Origin of the sequence: Streptomyces sp. NPDC047081, assembly GCF_040643775.1 — a bacterium.
Classification (GTDB): domain Bacteria; phylum Actinomycetota; class Actinomycetes; order Streptomycetales; family Streptomycetaceae; genus Streptomyces.
In genome coordinates, this window is record NZ_JBEYUY010000002.1 from 394725 (window position 1) to 416709 (window position 21985).

At 71.9% G+C, this 21985-nt stretch carries 7 protein-coding genes; 6 read left to right on the forward strand and 1 reads right to left on the reverse strand.

Translation table 11 applies throughout. The annotated features are described in order from the left end of the window. Window position 1: 1 nt before the first annotated feature. The 6 genes from ABZ848_RS04940 to rox all read left to right on the forward strand — a co-directional run bounded on the left by ABZ848_RS04940 (window position 2) and on the right by rox (window position 20863). The gene (locus ABZ848_RS04940; RefSeq protein ID WP_360825379.1) at window positions 2-220 is read left to right on the forward strand and encodes an MbtH family protein; all 219 of its coding nucleotides are present in this window, start codon (window positions 2-4) and stop codon (window positions 218-220) included. Beyond that, window positions 220-3387: an amino acid adenylation domain-containing protein gene (locus tag ABZ848_RS04945; protein WP_360825382.1), complete on the forward strand. Its 3168-nt coding sequence runs from the start codon at window positions 220-222 to the stop codon at window positions 3385-3387. Before ABZ848_RS04940 ends, ABZ848_RS04945 begins: the two co-directional genes overlap by 1 nt. Beyond that, window positions 3384-7913, forward strand: coding sequence for an amino acid adenylation domain-containing protein (locus tag ABZ848_RS04950; RefSeq protein ID WP_360825385.1), 4530 nt, complete (start codon window positions 3384-3386; stop codon window positions 7911-7913). Before ABZ848_RS04945 ends, ABZ848_RS04950 begins: the two co-directional genes overlap by 4 nt. Then, window positions 7910-15787, forward strand: a complete 7878-nt coding sequence (locus ABZ848_RS04955) for an amino acid adenylation domain-containing protein (protein WP_360825388.1) — start codon at window positions 7910-7912, stop codon at window positions 15785-15787. Before ABZ848_RS04950 ends, ABZ848_RS04955 begins: the two co-directional genes overlap by 4 nt. A gap of 51 nt (window positions 15788-15838) precedes the next feature. Continuing rightward, window positions 15839-19297, forward strand: coding sequence for an amino acid adenylation domain-containing protein (locus ABZ848_RS04960; protein ID WP_360825391.1), 3459 nt, complete (start codon window positions 15839-15841; stop codon window positions 19295-19297). A gap of 135 nt (window positions 19298-19432) precedes the next feature. Next, entirely contained in the window at window positions 19433-20863 is a 1431-nt protein-coding gene (gene rox / locus ABZ848_RS04965) for a rifampin monooxygenase (protein WP_360825393.1), read from the forward strand. Window positions 20864-20873: 10 nt separating this feature from the next. Here the strand turns inward: rox and ABZ848_RS04970 are convergent, their stop codons facing one another. Continuing rightward, window positions 20874-21887 (reverse strand): iron-siderophore ABC transporter substrate-binding protein, encoded by a 1014-nt coding sequence (locus tag ABZ848_RS04970; protein ID WP_360825396.1) that lies wholly within the window; start codon window positions 21885-21887, stop codon window positions 20874-20876. Window positions 21888-21985 lie beyond the last annotated feature (98 nt).

The following is a 21985-nucleotide window of genomic DNA, read 5'->3' on the forward strand; positions in this document are numbered from 1 at the left end:
CATGGCCAACCCCTTCGACGACGAGAACGGCGTCTTCCGCGTCCTGGTCAACGACGAGGGCCAGTACTCCCTGTGGCCGGACTTCACTCCCGTCCCCGCCGGCTGGACCAGCGTCCACGGCCCCGGCACCCGGGCCGCCTGCCTGGACCACATCGAGCAGCACTGGACGGACATGCGCCCGCGCAGCCTGGCCGAGGCCATGCGCCGGGCCGGTGCCTGATGCCGGCCCGCCCCGGCGTGCAGGACGTCCTGCCCCTGTCGCCGATGCAGGAGGGCATGGTCTTCCACGCGCTCTACGACGACACGGCCCGGGACGTCTACACCGGCCAGCTCACCGCACGCCTCGAAGGCCCCCTGGACCGCGACCGGATGCGCACCGCAGCCGAGGCCCTGCTCACCCGGCACGCCAACCTGCGCGCCGCCTTCCGCACCAGCCGCTCCGGCCGCCCGGTCCAGGTGATCCGCAGCGAGGTCGGTCTGCCCTGGCAGTTCACCGACCTCACCGAACTGCCCGCGCAGGAACGGGGGAAGGCCCTCGATCTGCTCCTCGCCGAGGACCGCGACCAGCGCTTCGACCTCACCCGCCCCCCACTGCTCCGCTTCCACCTGGTGGCCGTCGCCGAGCACGACCACCGCCTGGTGATCTCCTCGCACCACCTCCTGTGGGACGGCTGGTCCGCCCCCGTCCTGGTCCGCGAGCTCTTCCAGCTCTACACCTCGCGCGGCGACACCAAGGCCCTGCCCCGCGTCCGCCCCTACCGCGACTACCTGGCCTGGCTCCAGGGCCAGGACCGCGATGCCGCCCGCCGGGCATGGAAGGCCGCACTGCGGGGACTTGACGAACCGTCACTCATCGCACCGCAGGCGCGGAACCACCCAGTCGGACAGCCGGAGCGGTACGTCGTCGAACTCCCCGAGCAGGACACCGCAGCCCTCACCGCCACCGCCCGCGCCCACGGCCTGACCGCCAGCTCCGTCCTGCAGGGCCTGTGGGCGATCACGCTGGGCCGCCTCACCGGCCGCACGGACGTCGTCCTCGGCGCCACCGTATCCGGCCGCGACGCCGACGTCCCCGGCATCGACTCCATGGTCGGCCTCTTCATCAACACCCTGCCGGTACGCGTGCGGCTGCGCCCCGCGGAACCCCTCGCGCACCTGCTGACCAGGCTCCAGTCGGAACAGTCCGCCCTGCTGGACCACCAGTATCTCGGCCTCGCCGAGATCCAGCGCGCGGCCGGCCACAGCGCGCTCTTCGACACCCTGCTGGTCTTCGAGAGCTACCCGATCGACGACACCGGCATCGCGGACGCCCTCGACGGACTGCGCATGACGGACGTCTCCGTCCTCGACGCCACCCACTACCCGCTCACCCTCACCGCCCTGCCGGGCCCGCGGCTGACCCTGACCTTCAGCCACCGGCCGACGGCGCTCGACCGCGCGACAGTGACCGGAATCGCGGAACAACTCCAGCAGCTGATAAGGGAGTTCACGCACCACCCCGAGCGACCGGTCGCCCGGCTCGCCCCCGTACCGGAGACCGAGGCCCCTCCTGCGGCCCGCCCCCTCCCGCACCCCACCGCGCGCGCCCTCTTCGAAGAGCAGGCCCACCGCACCCCGCAGGCGTCCGCCGTCCTGCACGGCGACGCCACCCTGACCTTCGCCGAACTCGACGCCCGGGCCGACCGGTTGGCCGCGGCGCTGACCGCACGCGGAGCCGGACCCGAGTCGGTGGTGGCCGTGGCCCTGCCCCGCAGCCCCGACCTGGTGACCGCCCTGCTCGCCGTCCTCAAGTCGGGCGCCGCCTGCATGCCGATCGACCCGGCCTACCCCCGCGAGCGCATCGCCCTGATGCTCGGCGACGCCACCCCGCGTCTCGTCGTCTGCGAGCCGCCGACGGCACAACAGCTGGACATCGACCCGGAGTCGGTGTGCGAGCCGAGTGCGACCGCCGTACCCGGGGAGCGCCCGCCCCTCTCGCCGGACCACCCGGCGTACCTCATCTTCACCTCCGGCTCCACGGGCCGCCCCAAGGCCGTCGTCGGTACCCAACAGGCCCTGGCCAACCGCCTGTTCTGGGGCCGTGAGCTCCATGACGGCACCCTCGGAGTGCGCCTGGCCAAGAGCCCGCTGAGCTTCATCGACGGACTGACCGAGCTGCTCGGCGCCCTGGTCGCCGGAGACGCGGTGGCACTCGCCGACGACGAGTCGACCGGCGACCCGACGGCCCTCGCCGCCCTGGCGGACCGCCACCGGGTCACCACCCTCACCGCGGTCCCGAGCCTCTACACCACCCTGCTCGAATCCGCCCGGCCGGACGCCTTCACCTCCGTACGCACCTGGATCTCCAGCGGCGAACCGCTCCCCGCCGACCTCGCCCGGGCGATCACCGACCGCTGGCCGCAGTCCCGTCTGATCAACCTCTACGGCTGCTCCGAAGCCGCCGGCGACAGCCTGGCGCACATGTACGACGGCGGCCAAGGCGCCGTCCCCCTGGGCCGGCCGATCGCCAACACCCGCGCCCACGTCCTGGACCCCTTCCTCCACCCGGTCCCCACAGGCGCGACGGGAGAGCTCTACCTCTCCGGCACCGGCCTGGCCCGCGGCTACCTCGGCCAGCCGGCCCGCACCGCCGAACGCTTCGTCGCCGACCCCTTCGGCCCGCCCGGCAGCCGCCTCTACCGCACCGGCGACCTGGCCCGACTGCGCGCCGACGGCACGGTGGAGTTCCTCGGCCGGGCCGACGAACAGGTCAAGATCAGGGGCTTCCGGGTGGAACCCGGAGAGATCGAGGCGGCGGCCCGCAAGCTGCCGGGCGTCGCCCGTGCGGCGGTCGTCGCACGACAGGACGGCCCCGGCCCGACGCACCTGGTGGCATACGTCGTACCGCGCCCCGGCGAAACCCCGGACCCCCTGTCCCTGCGCCGGACCCTGGCCGAATGTCTCCCCGCCCACCTGGTACCGTCCGCCGTCGTCCTCCTCGGCGCCCTGCCCCGCACCCCCAGCGGCAAGCTCGACCGCCGCGCCCTGCCGGCCCCCGACTTCACGGAGGCGAGCACCCATGAACCGCCGCGCACCGAGCCCGAGAAGGTGCTGTGTGGCCTGTTCGCCGAGGTGCTGGGCCTGGAACGCGTGGGCGTCCACGACGACTTCTTCGAACTCGGCGGCGACAGCATCGTCTCGGTCCGCCTGGCCGACCGGGCCCGTAGAGCAGGCCTCGGCCTCTCGCCCCGGGACGTGTTCACCCACCGCACCCCGGCCGGTCTCGCGACCGCCGTACCGGACGAATCCGCGCCCCCGGCCGAGGAGTTCACGGCCCCCCGCACTCCGCTCGTGTCGCTCAGCGCCGCGCAGCTCGACAACGTCAAGGCGAGGTGGAGGACACGATGAGCGACGACGGCTCCCTGGTAGAGGACGTCCTGCCGCTGTCCCCCCTCCAGCAGGGCCTGCTCTTCCACGCCCTGTTCGACGAGGGCGCCCAGGACGTCTACACCATGCAGTCCCTGGTGGAGATCGAGGGCGCGCTCCGCCCCGACCTCCTGCGCACGGCAGCCGAGGAACTCTTCGCCCGCCACGCCAACCTGCGCAGCGCCTTCCTGCACGAGGACCTCGATGAACCCGTGCAGGTGGTCCTCAAGCAGGTGCCCGTGGACTGGAAGCTCATCGAATCGGCGGACGAGACCGAAACGGCCCGCCGGATCGCCGCCGACGCCACAACCCGCTTCGACCTCACCGACCCACCCCTGCTCCGCCTCACCCTGGTCGCCCGCGCCCCGGACCGCTGGCTCCTGATCCTCACCAACCACCACCTCCTCCTTGACGGTTGGTCGATCCCCCTCCTTGTCCAGGAACTCCTCCAGTTGTACGCCGCCCAGCTCGCCCCCGGCGAGAGCGCACCCCTGCCCGCAGTACGCCCGTACCGCGACTTCCTGGCCTGGCTGGCGTCCCGCGACCGGAACGCCTCCGCACAGGCATGGCGAGAGGCCCTCGCCGGAGCAACCCCCACCCTCCTGTCACCCACCCCGGCCGGCCTGATCCCGGTCCCACCCGAACTCCATACCCTCCGCCTGCCGGAACAACTGACCCTCGCCGTCCAGGAGTTGGCCCGAAGCAGGGGCGTCACGGTCAACACGGTGGTGCAGGGCCTCTGGTCGCTGCTCCTGTCCCGCCTCACCGGCCGCACCGACGTCGTCTTCGGCGCCACCGTGGCCGGCCGCCCGGCCGAACTGCCCGGCGCCGAGTCCATGATCGGCCTGTTCATCAACACCGTGCCGGTGCGGGTCGCCGTACCCCCGGCGGAGACGGCCGCGGCCTTCCTGCGCCGACTCCAGGACGAACAGTCCCGCCTGATGGACCATCAACACCTGGGCCTCACCGAGATCCAGCGCGTGGCCGGCACGGGCGACCTCTTCGACACCCTGCTCGTGTTCGAGAACTACCCGATCGACAGGGCGGCGGTAGCGGAAGCCGAAACCCAGTCGGGCCTACGCATCCTGGACGTCAAGGGCTCCGGCGCCACCCACTACCCCCTGACCCTGGCGGTCCTGGCCGAGCAACAGCTGTCGGTGATCTTCGAATTCCGCCCCGACTGCTACGACCGCAAGACGGTGGAACAACTGGCAGCGCGTTTCGACCGCTTGATACGAGCGGTCGTATCAACGCCGAACGCCCCGTTGGCCACGCTCGACGTCCTCGCCCCCGAGGAACGTGCGGCGCTGCTCTCTGGCGGATCCGGAGACCGCCTGCCGACCTCGCACCGCACGATGCCCGAGATATTCGAGGCACAAGCGGCCGCGACGCCGGACGCGGTGGCGGTGGTGGGAGAGGGCCAGAGCCTGACGTTCGCAGAACTCAATTCAGCAGCGAACCAACTGGCCCGCCACCTGGTCGAGTTGGGTGCGGGCCCGGAGCGAATCGTAGCTTTCGCGCTACCACCGACCCCGGACACCCTGACGGCAATTCTGGCAATCCAGAAAACGGGCGCGGCCTACCTCCCCTTGGACCCGTCATGGCCGGCCGACCGAATAGCAGAAATGCTGTCGGACGCAAACCCGGTGGCCTTGATAACGACATCACCTACAGCGCCCCCTCAGGGGCGCGGGGCTGTGACATTTGCGGCTCCGCCGCGTGGGCGCGACCAGCCCCCCACAACCCGCACACACCATCCGACATTTCCGCCCGAGCTCTATGTCTTCATCGACGCCCCCGACACACTGAACCACCCCACCCACAACCTCACCGACACTGACCGCCGTTCCCCCCTACTCCCCGAACACCCCGCCTACGTCATCTACACCTCCGGCTCCACCGGCCGCCCCAAGGCCGTCGTCATCCCCCACCGAGCCATCACCAACCTCTTCACCGCCCACAACAACGCCCTGCACAAGCCGGCCGCAGCGGCCCACCCCCTCCGCATAGGCCACGCCTGGCCCACCGCCTTCGACGCCTCCTGGCAACCCATGCTCTGGATGTTCGCCGGCCACGAACTCCACCTGGTCCCCGAGGACGTCCGCCGAGACCCCGACGCCCTCCGCGGCTTCCTCACCGAACACGCCATCGAGTTCATCGAACTCTCCCCGTCCCTGCTCGGAGAGCTTGTCGCGCAATCAGACGACTGGCGCGCCGACCTCAAGGTCATCGGCGTAGGCGGCGAGGCCGTACCCCCCGACCTGTGGCGCACCCTCCGCGACACCGAGGGACTCGCGGCCCACAACCTCTACGGCCCCACCGAGTGCACCGTCGACTCGGCCGACTGCGACCTCGCCCTCAGCGAGCGCCCCGCGATCGGGCGCCCCGTGGCAGGCGGCACCCTCTACATCCTGGACGGCCACCTCAACCCCGTCCCCACCGGCGTGGACGGCGAGCTCTACATCGCCGGCAAGGGCCTCGCCCGCGGCTACCTCGGCCAACCCGCCGCCACCGCCGCCCGTTTCGTCGCCGACCCCTTCGACACGAGCCCCGGCGCCCGTATGTACCGCACCGGCGACATCGCCCGCTGGACCGAGGACGGCCTGGTGGAATGCCTCGGCCGGATCGACGACCAGGTGAAGATCAGGGGATACCGGATCGAGCCCGGCGAGATCGAGGCCGTACTGCTGGACCAGGAGCTGGTCGAGCGCGCCGCGGTCGTCGTACGGGAGGACACCCCCGGAGTCCGCCGCCTCGTCGCCTACGTCGTCGTCACCCCATCGGCCCCCGAGGACACCGCCGAGCTGCTCCGCCGGTCCGTGGCCGCCGTACTGCCCGACTACATGGTCCCGTCCGCGTTCGTTCCGGTCGACGGCTTCCCGCTCACCCTCAACGGCAAGCTGGACACCGCCGCCCTGCCGGCCCCGTCCCGCTCGGCCGGCCCCGCAACACAGCCGCCGCGCAATCCGGCCGAGGAGCGTCTCGCCACGCTGTTCGCCGAGGTCCTCGGGCTGGACACGGTCGGCGTCCACGACAGCTTCTTCGCCCTCGGCGGCGACAGCATCGTGTCCATGCGCCTGGTCAGCCAGGCCCGCGCCGCCGGCCTGGCGATCTCCCCGCGAGACGTGTTCGAGAACCCCACCGTCGCCGACCTCGCCGCCCTCGACCGCACCGCCGCGCCACGCAGGACCGCCGATCCGGACGCCGGGACGGGCGACATCCCGCTCACGCCGATGCTGACCTGGCTCACCGAACAGTCCGGCCCCTTCCGCGGGCTCAGCCAGGCACGGTTCCTCAGGACCCCCGCCGGCATGGACCTCGACGGCCTGCACCGCACGGTCCAGGCCCTCCTGGACCGGCACGACCTGCTCCGCTCCACCTTCGCCCAGGCCGACGACGGCACCTGGCGGTTCCACGCCGCTCCCGTGGGCACGGCCCGAGCCACCGAGTGCGTACGACGGGTCGACGCCGAGAGCCTGGACCACACGGCCGTCGGCACCCTGGTCCCCGAGGCCTTCGACGAACTCGTCGCCGAGCTGGACCCGGCGACCGGGGCGGTCGCGAGGTTCCTCTGGTTCGACGGAGGCCCCGGCCGTGAAGGGCGGCTGCTGGTCGTCCTGCACCACCTGGTGACCGACGCCGCCTCGTGGGGCGTGCTGGTGGCGGACCTCGCGGCGGCCTGGAAGGGCGGACCGCTCTCTCCGCCGGGCACCTCCTTCAGGGAGTGGGCCGCCGCGCTGCAAGAGGAAGCCGTACGCCGGACGGCTGAACTCGCCTTCTGGAAGCGTGTGTTGGACCGCCCGGAGCCGCCCCTCGGCACGGCACCCCTGAACCCCGCCCTCGACACCCGGTCGACTGTACGCAGGCTCTGGACCACCCTCGGGCCCGAGGTCACCGCCCCGCTCGGCGCGAGGGACGTCCAGGCAGCCCTCCTCGCCGCGTTGGCGCTCGCCGCCCCCGAGTGGCGGCACGCCCTCGGCCTGCCGGCGCCGTCCACCCTGATCGCCCTTGAGGGCCACGGCCGCGAGGAGCAACTCCTCCCGGGCGCCGACCTCTCCGCCACCCTCGGCTGGTTCACGACCGTCTTCCCGGTCCGCCTCGACGCCGGTACGGAAGGGACACGCGCCGTCCGCGAGCAACTCGCCGCGCTGCCCGACAAGGGCATCGGATACGGCCTCCTGCGCCACCTCAACCCCGACACGGCAGCGCAACTCGCCGAACTTCCCGAGCCCCAGATCGAGTTCAACTACCTGGGTCGGATGACGACAGGCGAACGCCGCGACAGCGATGTGTTCACCAGCGCCCCCGAGACCGGAGCCATGGGCAGCGGCGCCGACCCGACGATGCCGGCCCCCTACCCGCTGGTCGTAGACGCCGTACTCACCGGCGACGAGCTCAGCGTCTGCTGGCAGTGGCCCGAACGCCTCTTCACCGAGCCGGAGATCCAGCAACTCGCCGACCTCTGGGCCACCTCCCTCGACCAGCTGCTGAAAGGCGGAGACCAGTGACGGAGACCCACACGGCAACCCCCGCCGAGCTCGCGGCGCGCAAACGTGAACTGCTGCGCCGCAGGCTGGAGAACGCCGGTCTGGCCGACGCCCCCGCCCGCTCCGACCGCATCCCGCGCCGGCCGGCGGACGCCGGGCGCCTCCCGCTGTCGTACGCCCAGTCCCGTATGTGGCTGCTGCAGCAGCTCGACCCGGGCAGCCCCGCCTACAACGTCTGCCTGGCCATCCGACTGCGCGGCCCACTCGACCCGGCCGCACTGCAGGCCGCCTTACAGGGTCTGATCGACCGGCACGAGGTGCTGCGCACCCGCTATCCGGCCACCGACGAGGGCGCGCCGGAGCAGGTCGTCGACGCCGAGGCCGAGGTGCGCTTCACCAAGATCGACCTCGATGGGCTGTCCGACGAGGAACAGGACCGCAGGGCCGAGGAGTTGGCGCGGGCCGCCTCCGCCACCGGGTTCGACCTCGTCACCGACCACCCCTTGCAAGCGCTACTGATCCGCAGGTCCGACCTCGACCACACGCTTGTCCTGACTGTCCATCACATTGCTTGGGACGGCGGGACGTTCAACGCGCTCTCCCGCGATCTGAGCGCCCTCTACCGCGCGGCGGCGACCGGTGAGCCGTCCGGCCTCGAACCGCTGCCCGTCCAGTACGCCGACTTCGCGCACTGGCAGCGCACCACCTGGACCGACGAGCGGCTCGCCGAGCACCTCGACCACTGGCGTACGGCTCTGGACCCCGCGCCCCGGCCGCTCGCCCTGCCCACCGACGCGGCGCGCACCGCCCATCCCACCGCGCAGGGCGACCGCCGCTTCCACACCTTCGCACCCGACGTGACCGACCGGCTCACCGCCTTCGCCCGCAACGCCGGCGCCACCCCCTTCATGGTCCTGCTGGCCGGCCTGTCCGCCCTGCTCCACCGCCTCACCGGCGCCACCGACATCCCCGTCGGCTCGGCCGTCATGAGCCGGGACCTGCCCGGCCTCGAAAAACTGATCGGCAACTTCGGCAACACCCTCGCTTTGCGTGCCAACCTCGACGGCGATCCCGGATTCGGCGAACTCGTCGAGCGCGTGCGGCAGTTGGCCACTGACGGATACGCCCACCAGGACATGCCCTTCGACCGGCTGGTGGAGCAGTTGCGCCCGGAACGGCACCCGGGGCGCTCGGTCTACTTCGACGTCATGCTGCTGTTCCTCACCCAGGGGCTCGAAGGACCGCAACTGCCCGGTGTGACGGCCGAATGGGAGACCGTCCACAACGACACCACCCAGTTCGACCTGTCCCTGGAGGCCTTCCTCACGGGCGGGCGGCTCCGCATCGAGGCCACCTACCGCAGCGGCCTGTTCACGCCGGACACCGTCGACCGGCTGCTACGGCAACTGGAGACGCTCCTCGCCGCCGCACTCGCCGAGCCCGAACTCGCCGTATCCCGGCTGCCGTTGATGACGGTGGCGGAGGAGCGGCAGGTCGTGGGGGAGTGGAACGCCACCGCGCACCCCGTTCCCAACGCCACGCTCACCGACCTGCTCGACCGCCAGGCGGCCCGCAGCCCGCACGCACCGGCCCTGATCGCCGACGCCGCCGCACTCGACCACACCGCGGATTTCGCCACCCCCACCGAACTCGACCACGCCGACCTCCACGCCCGCGCCAACCGCCTCGCCCGACTCCTGATCGCCCAGGGCGTGGGCCCCGAACGCCTCGTGGGTGTCGCCCTCGACCGCGGCCCCGACCTGGTCGTCGCCCTGCTCGCCGTGCTCAAGGCGGGCGGCGCCTATGTGCCCCTGGACACCGGATACCCGGCCGAACGCCTGTCCTTCATGATCGAGGACGCGATGCCGGCCCTGGTCGTGACCACCAGCGACGCGCTGCCCCCGCACCGGGCGCCCGAGCTGCTGCTCGACGACCCCGCCGTACGGGAGCGGATCGCCGCCCAGGACGGCGCCGAAGTCACCGACGCGGAGCGGCTCCACCCGCTGCGATCCGACCACCCCGCCTACGTCATCTACACCTCCGGCTCCACCGGCCGCCCCAAGGGAGCCGTCGTCCCGCACGCCGGGATCGTCAACCGGCTGTTGTGGATGCAGGACGAGTACGGCCTGGAGGCAGGCGACCGGGTGCTGCAGAAGACGCCGGCCAGTTTCGACGTCTCGGTGTGGGAGTTCTTCTGGCCGCTCATCACGGGTGCGGCACTCGTGCTGGCCCGCCCCGGCGGCCACCGCGACCCCGGCTATCTCGCCGAGCTGATCCGTCAACAGCGGGTCACCACCGCGCACTTCGTCCCCTCCATGCTGCGGGTCTTCCTCGACGACCCGGCCGCCGGACACGCCAAGGGCGTGCTGCGCAGGGTGGTGTGCAGTGGCGAGGCCCTGCCCACGGAACTCGCCGACCGCTTCGCCGAGCTCCTCGACGGCACCGCCCTGCACAACCTCTACGGCCCCACCGAGGCCGCCGTGGACGTCACCGCCTGGCCGTGCGCCGAGGGCACGAGGTCCGCCGCGGGTTCCGTCCCCATCGGCTGGCCCGTCTGGAACACCCGCACGCTCGTCCTCGACGCCACCTTGCGCCCGGTCCCGCCCGGCGTACCCGGCGAGCTGTACCTGGGAGGAACCCAGCTGGCCCGCGGCTACCTCGACCGGCCGGCCCTGACCGGCGCCCGCTTCGTCGCCGACCCGTACGGCCCGCCCGGCTCCCGCCTCTACCGCACCGGCGACCTGGTGCGCTGGACCGCGCAGGGCGCCCTGGAGTTCCTCGGCCGGACCGACGACCAGGTCAAGATCCGCGGCTTCCGGGTCGAACCGGGCGAGACGGAAGCGGCCGTGGCGGCACTGCCCGGGGTGTCCCAAGCCGCCGTGACGGTTCAGGCGGCCGAGGCACGGCTGGTGGCGTACGTCGTCCCACGGCCCGGCGCGCGTCTCGAACCGCTGCGGATCAGGGAGGAGTTGGCGACCACCCTGCCCGATCACCAGGTGCCCGCCGCCGTCGTCGTCCTCGACGAACTGCCCCTGACCCCCAACGGAAAACTCGACCGCGCGGCGCTGCCCGCCCCCGACCTCTCCGGCCTCACCACGGCCACCGAGCCGCGCACCGAGGCCGAGGCGAGGCTCTGCGCGCTCTTCGCCGACCTGCTCGGGCTGCCCGCCGTCGGCATCCACGACGACTTCTTCGCCCTCGGCGGCCACTCCGTCCTGGCCACCCGCCTGGTCGCCCGCATCCGAGCCGAGCTCGGCGTCGCCGTCCCGCTGCGCGCCGTCTTCGACAGCCCGACCCCGGCCGCGCTCGCCCCGCACCTCGACAGCCCCTCCTCCGCCGGGGGACGGCCCGCCCTGCTGCCCGCTCACCGCCCCGACATCGTGCCGCTCTCCTCCGCCCAGGCCAGGCTCTGGTTCCTGTACCGGCTGGAGGGCCCGAGCCCCACGTACAACATCACCACCGCCGTACGGCTCACCGGGCGACTCGACCACACGGCCCTGCACACGGCGCTGAACGACGTCGTGACCCGGCACGAGTCGCTCCGCACGGTCTTCCCGGACGAAGACGGCACTCCCCGGCAGTCCGTGCTGCCGCCGGAGGCCGCGACCGTCCCCTTCGACGTCGTGCCCGCGCGGTCGGAGGAACTCGACGCGCTTCTGCGCCAGGCCGCCGCGTACTGCTTCGCGCTGGACACCGAAATCCCCCTGCGCGCCTCGCTCTACGCCCTCGCGCCCGAGGAGCACGTCCTCCTGCTGCTCGTCCACCACATCGCCACCGACGGCTGGTCGGCCGAGCCGCTGCTGAAGGACCTGGAGACCGCCTACACCGCCCGCCTGGCCGACACCGAACCCGACTGGTCGCCCCTGCCGGTCCAGTACGCCGACTACACGCTCTGGCAGCAGCTCGCCGACCCGGCCGACCAACTCGATCACTGGCGGCGGGCGTTGGACGGGCTGCCCGAGGAACTCCAGCTGCCCGTCGACCGCCCCCGCCCCGCCGTCCCCGGCTACTCCGCCGGTGCCGTCGACTTCACCCTTGATGCCGAAGTCCATGCGGCCCTGCGGGAGTTGGCGGCGGAAGCCGGCGGAACCGTGTTCATGGCCTTGCAGGCTGCCCTCGCCGTCCTGCTCGGCCGGCTGGGCGCGGGCGACGACATCCCCCTGGGCAGCCCGGTCGCCGGACGGGGCGACGCGGCCCTCGACGACCTCGTGGGCCTCTTCGTCAACACGCTGGTCCTGCGTACGGACGTCTCCGGCGACCCCAGCTTCCGGGCCCTGCTCGCCCGGGTCCGTGAGGCGGACGTAGACGCGTACGCCCACCAGGACCTGCCGTTCGAACAGTTGGTGGACGCGCTGAGCCCGGCCCGCTCCATGGGCCGCCACCCCCTGTTCCAGGTGATGCTCGCCCATCAGCAAGCCCCGGACGAGTCAAGGGAGTTCGCCGGTCTCGGCCTGACTGAACTGCGCGTCGACTTCTACACCGCGAAGACCGATCTCGCCTTCCACCTGTTCGAGCGGGCCGAGGCGGGCGGTATCAGCGGCGCGCTCGTCTACAGCCACGACCTCTACGACTCGGACACCGCGCAGGACTTGGTGGACCGGTTCGTCGGGCTGGTCGGCGAGCTGGCCCGCCACCCGGACCGGCCGGTCGCCGCAGCCGACGTACTCACCCCGCGCGAGCGGTCGCTGCTGCTGGGCGAGTGGAACAACACCGCCCGCCCCATGCCCGCCACCACGCTCACCGCACTGGTCGAGGAGCAGGCCGCGATGACGCCCGCGCTCACCGCCGTGGAGTACGGCGTCGAGGGCGGACTGTCGCTGACGTACGGCGAACTCAACACACGCGCCAACGCCCTTGCCCGGCAGCTGATTTCACTCGGCGTCGGTCCGGAGCGCACCGTCGGCATCCACCTCGAACGCTCGGTGGAGATGGTGGTCGCCCTGCTCGCCGTGCTGAAGGCGGGCGGCGCCTTCGTGCCGCTGGAACCGTCCTGGCCCGCCCGGCGGATCGCCGAGGTGTGCCGCAGTGCCGCGCTGACGGCGGTGGTGGGCCGCTCGGCGGACGCGATCGACGGTCCGCCGGTCGTCGAGGTCGACCTCGACGGACCCGTGCCGCACGCCGACAACCCCGATGTCCCGGTCGACCCCGAGGGCTTGGCCTACGTCATCTACACCTCCGGCTCCACCGGCCTGCCCAAGGGCGCGATGATCCGTCACCGGGCCATCGCCCACCGGCTGTTGTGGCAGCGCGGCCTGCTCGGCTTCGGCACGGACGACGCCGCGCTGTTCAAGGCGCCGCTCGGGTTCGACATCTCCATCAACGAGATCTTCCTGCCGCTGGTGCACGGCGGCCGGGTGGTGATCGCCGAGCCCGGCGGCGAACGGGATGTCGACTACCTGCTCGACACCGTCGAACGGCACCGGGTGACCTTCACCTATCTGGTCTCCTCGATGCTCGACCTCCTGCTGGAACAGGACGGGTTCGCCCGGCGGGCCGCCTCGCTCAGGCATGTGTGGTGCGGCGGCGAGGTGCTCACACCGGAGCTGTTCGCCCGCTTCCGGCAGGGGAGCGGGGCGGTGATGTACCACGGCTACGGACCGGCCGAGGCCACCATCGGCGTCAGCCACGTCGTCTACCGCACCGGCGCGATCCGCAGCGCCGTCTCCATCGGCCGCCCCAACACCAACACACGGCTGTACGTCCTCGACGAACGGCTGCGGCCCACCCCGGTCGGCGTTCCCGGCGAGCTGTACGCGGGCGGTGTCTACCTCGGCCGCGGCTATGTGAACGACCCGCGCCGCACCGCCGACCACTGGGTGGCCGACCCCTTCGGGCCGCCCGGCGAACGCCTCTACCGCACCGGCGACCTGGTGCGGTGGAGGCAGGACGGCACCCTGGAGTTCCTGGGCCGCGCCGACAACCAGGTCAAGATCCGCGGCATGCGGGTCGAGCTGGAGGAGATCGAGGCCGTCCTCGAACAGCATCCGGGCGTACGCCGTGCCGTCGTCGTGATCCGCGAGGACGCCCCCGGCGTCAAGCAGCTCGCCGGATACTGCCTGACCACCGCCGACCCCGCCGAAGTGCGCGGCTGGCTCCAGGAACGCCTGCCGGAACACATGGTGCCCCGCACCCTGACCGTCCTGGACGCCTTCCCGCTGCTGCCCTCCGGCAAGGTCGACCGCACCGCCCTGCCCGCCCCGCGGACCACGGCCACCACCGAGACCCGGACACCGGCCAACGAACGCGAACGGCAGCTGACCGAACTCTTCGCGGACGTACTGGGGTTGGCCGCCGTCACCGTCGACGACAACTTCTTCGAACTCGGCGGCGACAGCATCGTCTCCATCCGCCTGGTCACCCTCGCCCGCAAGGCGGGCATCGCGATCAGCCCCCGGCAGATCTTCCAGACACCCACCCCGGCAGGCCTGGCCGCCGCGGCCGCCACCGCGGACCAGGCTGCTCCGGCCGTCGCCGACGATCCGCTGGGCGAGCTGGATCCCACCCCGATCATGCGCTGGACCGCCGGCCCCGACGGCTCCTACGGCGGCCTCGCCCAGGCGGTCCTGCTGGTGACCCCACCCGGCCTCACCCAGGACGCGCTCACCGCCGTACTACAGGCGGTACTGGACCGCCACGACATGCTGCGGGCCCAACTGACGGATGAAGGGCGGCTGTTGGTATCTCCGGGGGCGGACGCACAGCTCACCCGAATCCCCGGTCTGCCCGGCGCCGACCTCGACCACCACGTGGCTTCCGCGGCCGCCCGCCTCGATCCGCGGGCCGGCCGCATGCTGGACGCCGTCTGGTTCGAACCGGACGACGAAGCACCTGGCCGGCTCCTCCTCGTCGCCCACCACCTCGTCGTCGACGGAGTGTCGTGGCGCATCATCACCTCGGAGCTGGCCGAGGCCTGGTCGGGCAGGCCGCTGTCACCGCGCGGGACGTCGTTCCGCACCTGGAGCAGGCTGCTGGCCGAGGAGGCGTACAAGCCGGACCGGGTCAGTGAACTGGCCTGGTGGAGCGAGGAGTTGACGGGTGTAGGCCCCCTGCAGGACCGTGCCCTCGACTCGGACCGCGACACCGCGCGGACGCTCCGGGAGCACACGCTCGTGCTGCCCGACGACGTCAGCGCCGAGTTGCTGACCACACTCCCCGCCGCGTACCGCGCCGCCGCTCCGGACGTCCTGCTCACCGCCTTCGCGCTCGCGGTCGCCGCCTGGCGCGAGGAACGCGGCGACCTCCTCGGCCGCTCGCTCCTCGTGGGCGTGGAGGGGCACGGGCGAGAGGAGGGCATCGCGGACGGGGTGGAACTGTCGGCCACGGTGGGGTGGTTCACCACGTTCCACCCGGTCGGCATCGACCCCGGGCCGGTCGACCTCGACGACGCGCTGGACGGGGGGTCCGCCGCCGGGACCGCGCTGAAGCGCGTCAAGGAGCAGCTGCGTGCCGTACCCGATCACGGGCTCGGCTACGGCCTGCTCCGCCACCTCAACCCGGACACCGCGCCCGAGCTGGAGAAGCTGCCTCAACCGCAGATCCTCTTCAACTACCTGGGACGTTTCGCGGCGGCCACCTCCGCCGAGGAGGCCTGGGGGCTCGCCCCCGAGGCGCCGATGCTGAGCGTTCCGCCGGACGGCGACCGGCCGGTGGCCTTCGGGCTGGAGGTCAACGCGGTGGCCGTGGAGGTCGCGGACGGTGTCCGGCTGCACGTGTCCGTGGCGTGGCCCGAGGCATGGCTGACGGCCGCCGACGCGGACGGACTGCTCGCTCTGTGGGAGCGGGCGCTGCGCGGGCTCGCCCGGCACTCCCCGGTGGGCGGACTCACCCCGTCCGATCTGCCCCTGGTCGAGCTGACCCAGGACGACATCGACGACTTCGAGAACGACGACTTCTGAGGCAGGGCCGCTTCCGGCCACGACGCCATCCGATCCACAGCGGAGGAACCGGTGACGCAACACCCCCCGACCCCGGACGAGCTGCTCCGCGCGGTCACCGACGCACTGCATCCGCAGGACACCCCACCGAGCGAGGACGACAGTCTCATCGCCTGGGGCCTGGACTCCATCACCCTGATGAAGATCGCCGGCGGCTGGCGCAAGCGGGGCGTCAAGGTCAGCTTCGCCGAGCTGGCCAAGGAGCCCACGCTCCGGGCCTGGCGCGCACTGCTGGACGATCACGTCCCGACCCCGCCGGCACCCGCCCCCGCGCCCGTCTCCGTCGCACCGGACGAGCCCTTCCCCCTCGCCGTCATGCAGCACGCCTACTGGATCGGCCGCGGCGACGACACGAACCTCGGTTCCGTCGCCGCCCACCTCTACGTCGAGTTCGACGGCACCGGCGTGGAACCCGACCGGCTCGACACGGCCGTACGAGCCCTCGCGGCCCGGCACGCCATGCTGCGCGCCCGTTTCACCGACGACGGCCGCCAGCAGATCCTCCCCGAACTCACCCGCCCCGCGACGACGGTCAACGACCTGCGCGAGCTGGACGAGGGGACGGCGGCCGCGAAACTGGAGGACATCCGGCAGTCCGCCTCCCACGCCCGGCTCGACGTCGCCGCCGGTGAGGTCTTCTCCGTCCAGCTCTCCCTGCTCCCCGGCGGCGCCACCCGCCTCCACGTCGACGTCGACATGCTGGCGGCGGACGCGCTCAGCTACCGCGTCCTGCTCTCCGACCTCGCCGCCCTCTACCGGGAGCCCGGGGCGGCCCTGCCCGCGATCCGCACCAGCTACCCGGAGTACCTCGCCGAGCGGGCCGAGGTGCGCCGGCTGAGCAAGGAGCAGTCGCGGGAGTGGTGGGCCCGGCGGGTGCCCGAGCTGCCCAGCGCTCCCGAGCTGCCGCTCGTCCCCGAGGCCGAGCGCGCCGATCCGACCCGGGTGACCCGGCGCCACCACTGGCTGCCGCCCACGGAGAAGCAGCGGCTGACCAACCGCGCCCACCAGCACGGACTGACCCCCGCGATGGCCGTGGCGACCGCGTTCTCCGAGGTGCTGGCCGCCTGGAGCGGGCAGCCGCGGTTCCTGCTGAACGTGCCGATGTTCGACCGCAGGGGTTCGCACCCAGACGTCGACCTCCTGGTCGGCGACTTCACCAGTTCCGTGCTGCTCGACGTCGACCTGGCCGGGGAGGTGTCGTTCACCGAGCACGCCCGGCGCCTGCAGGACCGTATGCACACTGATGCCGCCCACGCCGACTACTCGGGCGTGGAGGTGCTGCGCGACCTGACCCGGTACAACGGCGAACAGGTACTCGCCCCGGTCGTGTTCACCAGCGCCCTCAACCTCGGCGAGCTCTTCGACGCGGGCGTCACCGGCTCCTTCGGCAAGCCCGTGTGGATCATCTCCCAGGGCCCTCAGGTGCTGCTCGACGCCCAGGTGACCGAGGTCGACGGCGGACTGCTCGTCAACTGGGACGTCCGCGAGGACGCCTTCCCGGCCGGGCTCATCGACGCGATGTTCGCCGCCTTCCACGGCCTCGTCACCCGGCTCGGCACCGACGACGACATCTGGGAGCAGCCTGTCCCGGCCCTGCTCCCGCCCGAACAGTCGGCGGTACGCGCCGCGGTGAACGCCACCGCTGCCCCCCGCAGCCACCGCCTGCTGCACCAGGCCTTCTTCGAGCGCGCGGCCGAACAGCCCGACGCCCCCGCCCTGCTGTGGGGCGACCAAGGCGCCCTGTCCTACGGCGAGTTGGCCGACCGCGTCCTGCGTACGGCCGCCGCCCTGCAGGAGCGCGGCACCCGCCCCGGCGACACGGTCGCCGTCAGCCTCCCGAAGGGACCCGACCAACTCACCGCCGCCCTGGGCGTCCTGGCGGCCGGCGCCGCCTACGTCCCCATCGGGGTCGAGCAGCCCGCAGCCCGCCGCGAACGCATCCAGGCCACGGCCGGCTTCCGCCTCGCCCTCACCGACGGCCGCCCGGTCGACGGCCTCGACACCCTGTCCGTCGACGAGGCGATCCGCGCGACCCCGCTCGCCGGGCTGGCGGCCGTGGACGAGGAACAGCCGGCCTACGTCCTGTTCACCTCCGGCTCCACCGGCGAGCCCAAGGGCGTCGAAGTGCCGCATCGGGCGGCCGTGAACACGATCGACGATCTCAACGACCGTTACGGCGTGGGCACTTCGGACCGCTGCCTGGCCGTGTCCGCCCTGGACTTCGACCTCTCCGTGTACGACGTCTTCGGGCTGCTCGGTGCCGGTGGCGCGGTGGTCCTCGTGGACGAGGCCGACCGACGGGAGGCGAGCCAGTGGGCCGACCTCGTACGCAGGCACAAGGTCACCCTCCTCAACTGCGCACCCCCACTCCTCGACATGCTGCTGCTCGCCACCGGCCCCGGCGAACTCACGGGCCTTCGCACGGTGTTGCTCGGCGGCGACTGGGTCGGCACCGACCTGCCCGGACGGCTCGCCGAACGCGCCCCCGGATGCCGGTTCACCGGCCTCGGCGGTACGACGGAGACGGCCATCCACTCCACCGTCTGCGAGGTGACGGACGCTCGGGTACCGGCGCACTGGCGGGCGGTGCCCTACGGCACCCCGCTGCACAATGTGTACTGCCGGGTCGTCGACGTGCGCGGCCGGGACTGCCCGGACTGGGTGCCGGGGGAGCTGTGGATCGGCGGGGACGGGGTGGCGCTCGGCTACCGCAAGGACCCGGAGCGCACGGCGGAGAAGTTCGTCGAGCTGGAGGGCGTGCGCTGGTACCGTACCGGTGACCTGGCCCGGTACTGGCCCGACGGGACGCTGGAGTTCCTCGGGCGCCGCGACCACCAGGTGAAACTGCGCGGCTTCCGTATCGAGCTGGGGGAGGTCGAGGCGGCCCTCGCCGGGCATCCGGCGGTGCGGCGGGCCGTGGCCGGGCTGATCCAGGGGCACGGCGTCCAGCTGGCGGCGGCGGTGGCCGCGGAGGGCGTGGCCGAGGAAGAGCTGCGGGAATGGGCCCGGACGGTCCTGCCCCCGCACATGGTCCCGTACCGGATCACCGTGACGCGCGAACTGCCGCTCACCTCCAACGGCAAACTGGACCGCCGTGCCGTCCAGCAACTGTGGGCCGTAGAAGGGGAGTTGGAGGAGCACCGCACCCCCGGTACCGCCCTGGAGACGGTGGTCGCCCGGACCTGGGGCGAGGTGCTCGGCGTGGAGCGCGTCGGCCTCGACGACGGCTTCTTCGCCCTTGGCGGCGACTCGGTGCTAGCCACCGTGATCGTCAGCCGGCTGCGCGAGGCCCTGGACACCTCCGAGGTCACCGTCCGCGCCCTGTTCGCCACGCTCACGGCCGGCGGGATGGCCAAGCGGCTGTCGGCGGAGGAGGAGACACCCGGGCGGCTCGAACAGGTCGCCGCCATCCGGCTGGAGATCGAGGAGATGTCCGAGGAGGAGGTCGACTCGGCGCTCAGGAGCGTGTGACCGCTCTACAGGAGGGTGTGACCACCACTCCTCTCCCTATTCAACGTATAACCCATGGGGGGCCTTGCGGCAAGGCCCCCCAGCTGTCGCACAATCACTGCCCGAAGCCAGGACCTGCGGAAACGGGGCGAGTGAATGTACGACGTGATCATTGCCGGCGGTGGGCCCACCGGCCTGATGCTGGCCTGTGAACTACGGCTGCACGGCGTGCGCACGCTCGTGCTGGAGCGGGACGCGGAACCGACGGAAGTGGTCCGCGCGCTCGGCCTGCACGTGCGCTCCATCGAGGTGATGGACCAGCGCGGTCTGCTGGAGCGGTTCCTCGCCGAGGGCAGGAAGTACCCCCTCGGCAGCTTCTTCGCCGGCATCCACAAGGCGGCGCCCGACCCGTTGGACACCTTCCACGCCTACGTCCTCGGCATCCCGCAGCCCGTCACCGACCGGCTGCTGGCCGAGCACGCCGTGGAACTCGGCGTGGAGATCCGGCGCGGCTGCGAGCTGGTCGGGCTGAGCCAGGACGAGGACGGGGTGACCGCCGAGCTCGCCGACGGCACGCGCCTGCGCTCGCGCTACCTCGCGGGCTGCGACGGCGGCCGCAGCACCGTACGCAAGCTGCTCGGCATCGGCTTCCCCGGTGAGCCCGCGGGCGTCGAGGTGCTGCTGGGCGAGATGCAGGTCGGGGCGGAGGCGGAGGCGGTGACCTCGGTGGTGGAGGAGATCCGCAAGACGCAGAAGCTGTTCGGCCTGGGCCCCAGCGGGAACGGGGCGTGGCGGGTCGTCGTGCCCGCCGAGGGGGTGAGCGAGGACCGCTCGGTCCCGCCGACGCTCGACGAGTTCAAGCGGCAGCTGCGGGCGTACTCCGGCACCGACTTCGGCGTGCACTCCCCGCGCTGGCTCTCCCGCTTCGGCGACGCCACCCGCCAGGCCGAGCGCTACCGCGAGGGCCGCGTGCTGCTGGCCGGCGACTCGGCGCACGTCCACCCGCCGATCGGCGGACAGGGCCTCAACCTGGGCGTCCAGGACGCGTTCAACCTGGGCTGGAAACTGGCCGCGGAGATCGCCGGCTGGGCGCCGGAGGGCCTGCTGGACACGTACGAGACCGAACGGCACCCGGTGGCTGCCGACGTCCTCAACAGCACCCGCGCGCAAATGGAGTTGATGTCCACCGATCCCGGGCCGCAGGCAGTGCGTCGGCTGCTGGGGGAGCTCATGGACTTCGACGAGGTGAAGCGGTTCATGATCGAGAAGATGACCGGGATCGGGATCCGCTACGACTTCGGCGAGGGACACGCCCTGCTCGGTCGCCGCCTGCGTGACGTGGGCCTGAAGGGCGGGCGTCTGTACGAGCGCATGCACTCGGGCCGCGGGCTGCTGCTCGACCAGACCGGCCGGCTCTCGGTGGACGGCTGGGCGGACCGTGTCGACCACGTCGTCGACGTCAGTGAGGAACTGGACGTGCCCGCAGTGCTGTTGAGGCCGGACGGGCACGTCGCGTGGGTCGGTGACGATCAGCGGGAACTGCTCGGCCGGCTGCCGAAGTGGTTCGGCGCCGGCCGGGCGGTGTGAGGAGCTCGCGTCACTTGTCGAGCTTGGCGAACCCGGGCTCCAGGTTCTTCAGCGCCCACGGGATGCCGAGCACCGAGGGGCTGCGCAGCTGGCTGATCGTCTCCACGTCCGTCACCAGGTAGTTGCCGTCTTTCACCGCCGACATGTTCTTCACCAGCGCGCTGGACTCGAAGGCCTTCTGCAGGTCCTTCGTGGTGAACGCGATGACGACCAGGTCCGCGTCGAGCTTGTCGAGCTGCTCGAAGGAGAGTTCGCCGGTCGGGCTGCCGTTGACCGTCTTGATGTTCTTCACCGACGGGGTCAGGCCGAGGCCCAGCTCGCTCATCAGCTTGGCGGCGAAGTCGCTCTCGGAGGCGATGGTGTAGATCTTGGCCGGGGTGTTGCCGATGGACAGGCTGTAGGTCTTGCCGGCCATCTTCGGGTGGTCCGCCTTCACCTCGGCGATGTCGGCCTCGGTGTCCTTGACGAGCTGCTCGGCCTTCTCCTCCTTGCCGACGGCCTTGCCCACCACCTCGACGTGCTCCTGCCAGGTCTGGCCGCCCCAGGCCGTCTTGAAGCCGATGGTGGGCGCGACCGCGGCGAGCTTCTTGTAGTCCTTGTCGAGCGTGAAGTCGGAGGTGGCCAGGATCAGATCGGGCTGGAGCGCGGCCACCTGCTCGAAGTCGACGCCGTTGACGGTGTCGAGGAGCTTGGTCTTCTTGGTGTCGATCTTGTCCTTGAGCCAGGGGTAGACGCCGTCGGCGGCGAAGGAGTCCTTGGAGATGGCGACCGGCGTGATGCCGAGCGCGTAGAGCGCGTCGACGTCGTCGGTGCCGCCGTTGCCGATCACCACGACCCGCTTCGGCGCCGAGGAGATCTTCGTGCTGCCGAACTTGTGGGTGATGGTCACCGGGAACGCGGCGGAGTCGCCGGCCTTCGCCGCGTCCGTCGAGGAGGCGGAGTCGTCGTCCTTGACCGAGCCGCAGGCGGCGAGCCCGGCGACCAGGGTGACGGAGAGAAGGGTGGTGCGGAACGATCTCGACATGGCTGTGCATCCCTTTTCGCCAGGCGCGGGAAGGACTCGTACGGCCGCCAGTAAAGCAAGGTTAGGCTTGCCTTAGCAATGCGTTCCGGTCATTTCGT

Excerpts from the sequence above, each read along its gene's own strand:
- ABZ848_RS04940 (WP_360825379.1), top strand. The coding sequence starts at position 2 with ATGGCCAACCCCTTCGACGACGAGAACGGCGTCTTCCGCGTCCTGGTC.
- ABZ848_RS04945 (WP_360825382.1), top strand. The coding sequence starts at position 220 with ATGCCGGCCCGCCCCGGCGTGCAGGACGTCCTGCCCCTGTCGCCGATG.
- ABZ848_RS04950 (WP_360825385.1), top strand. The coding sequence starts at position 3,384 with ATGAGCGACGACGGCTCCCTGGTAGAGGACGTCCTGCCGCTGTCCCCC.
- rox (WP_360825393.1), top strand. The coding sequence starts at position 19,433 with ATGTACGACGTGATCATTGCCGGCGGTGGGCCCACCGGCCTGATGCTG.
- ABZ848_RS04970 (WP_360825396.1), bottom strand. The coding sequence starts at position 21,887 with ATGTCGAGATCGTTCCGCACCACCCTTCTCTCCGTCACCCTGGTCGCC.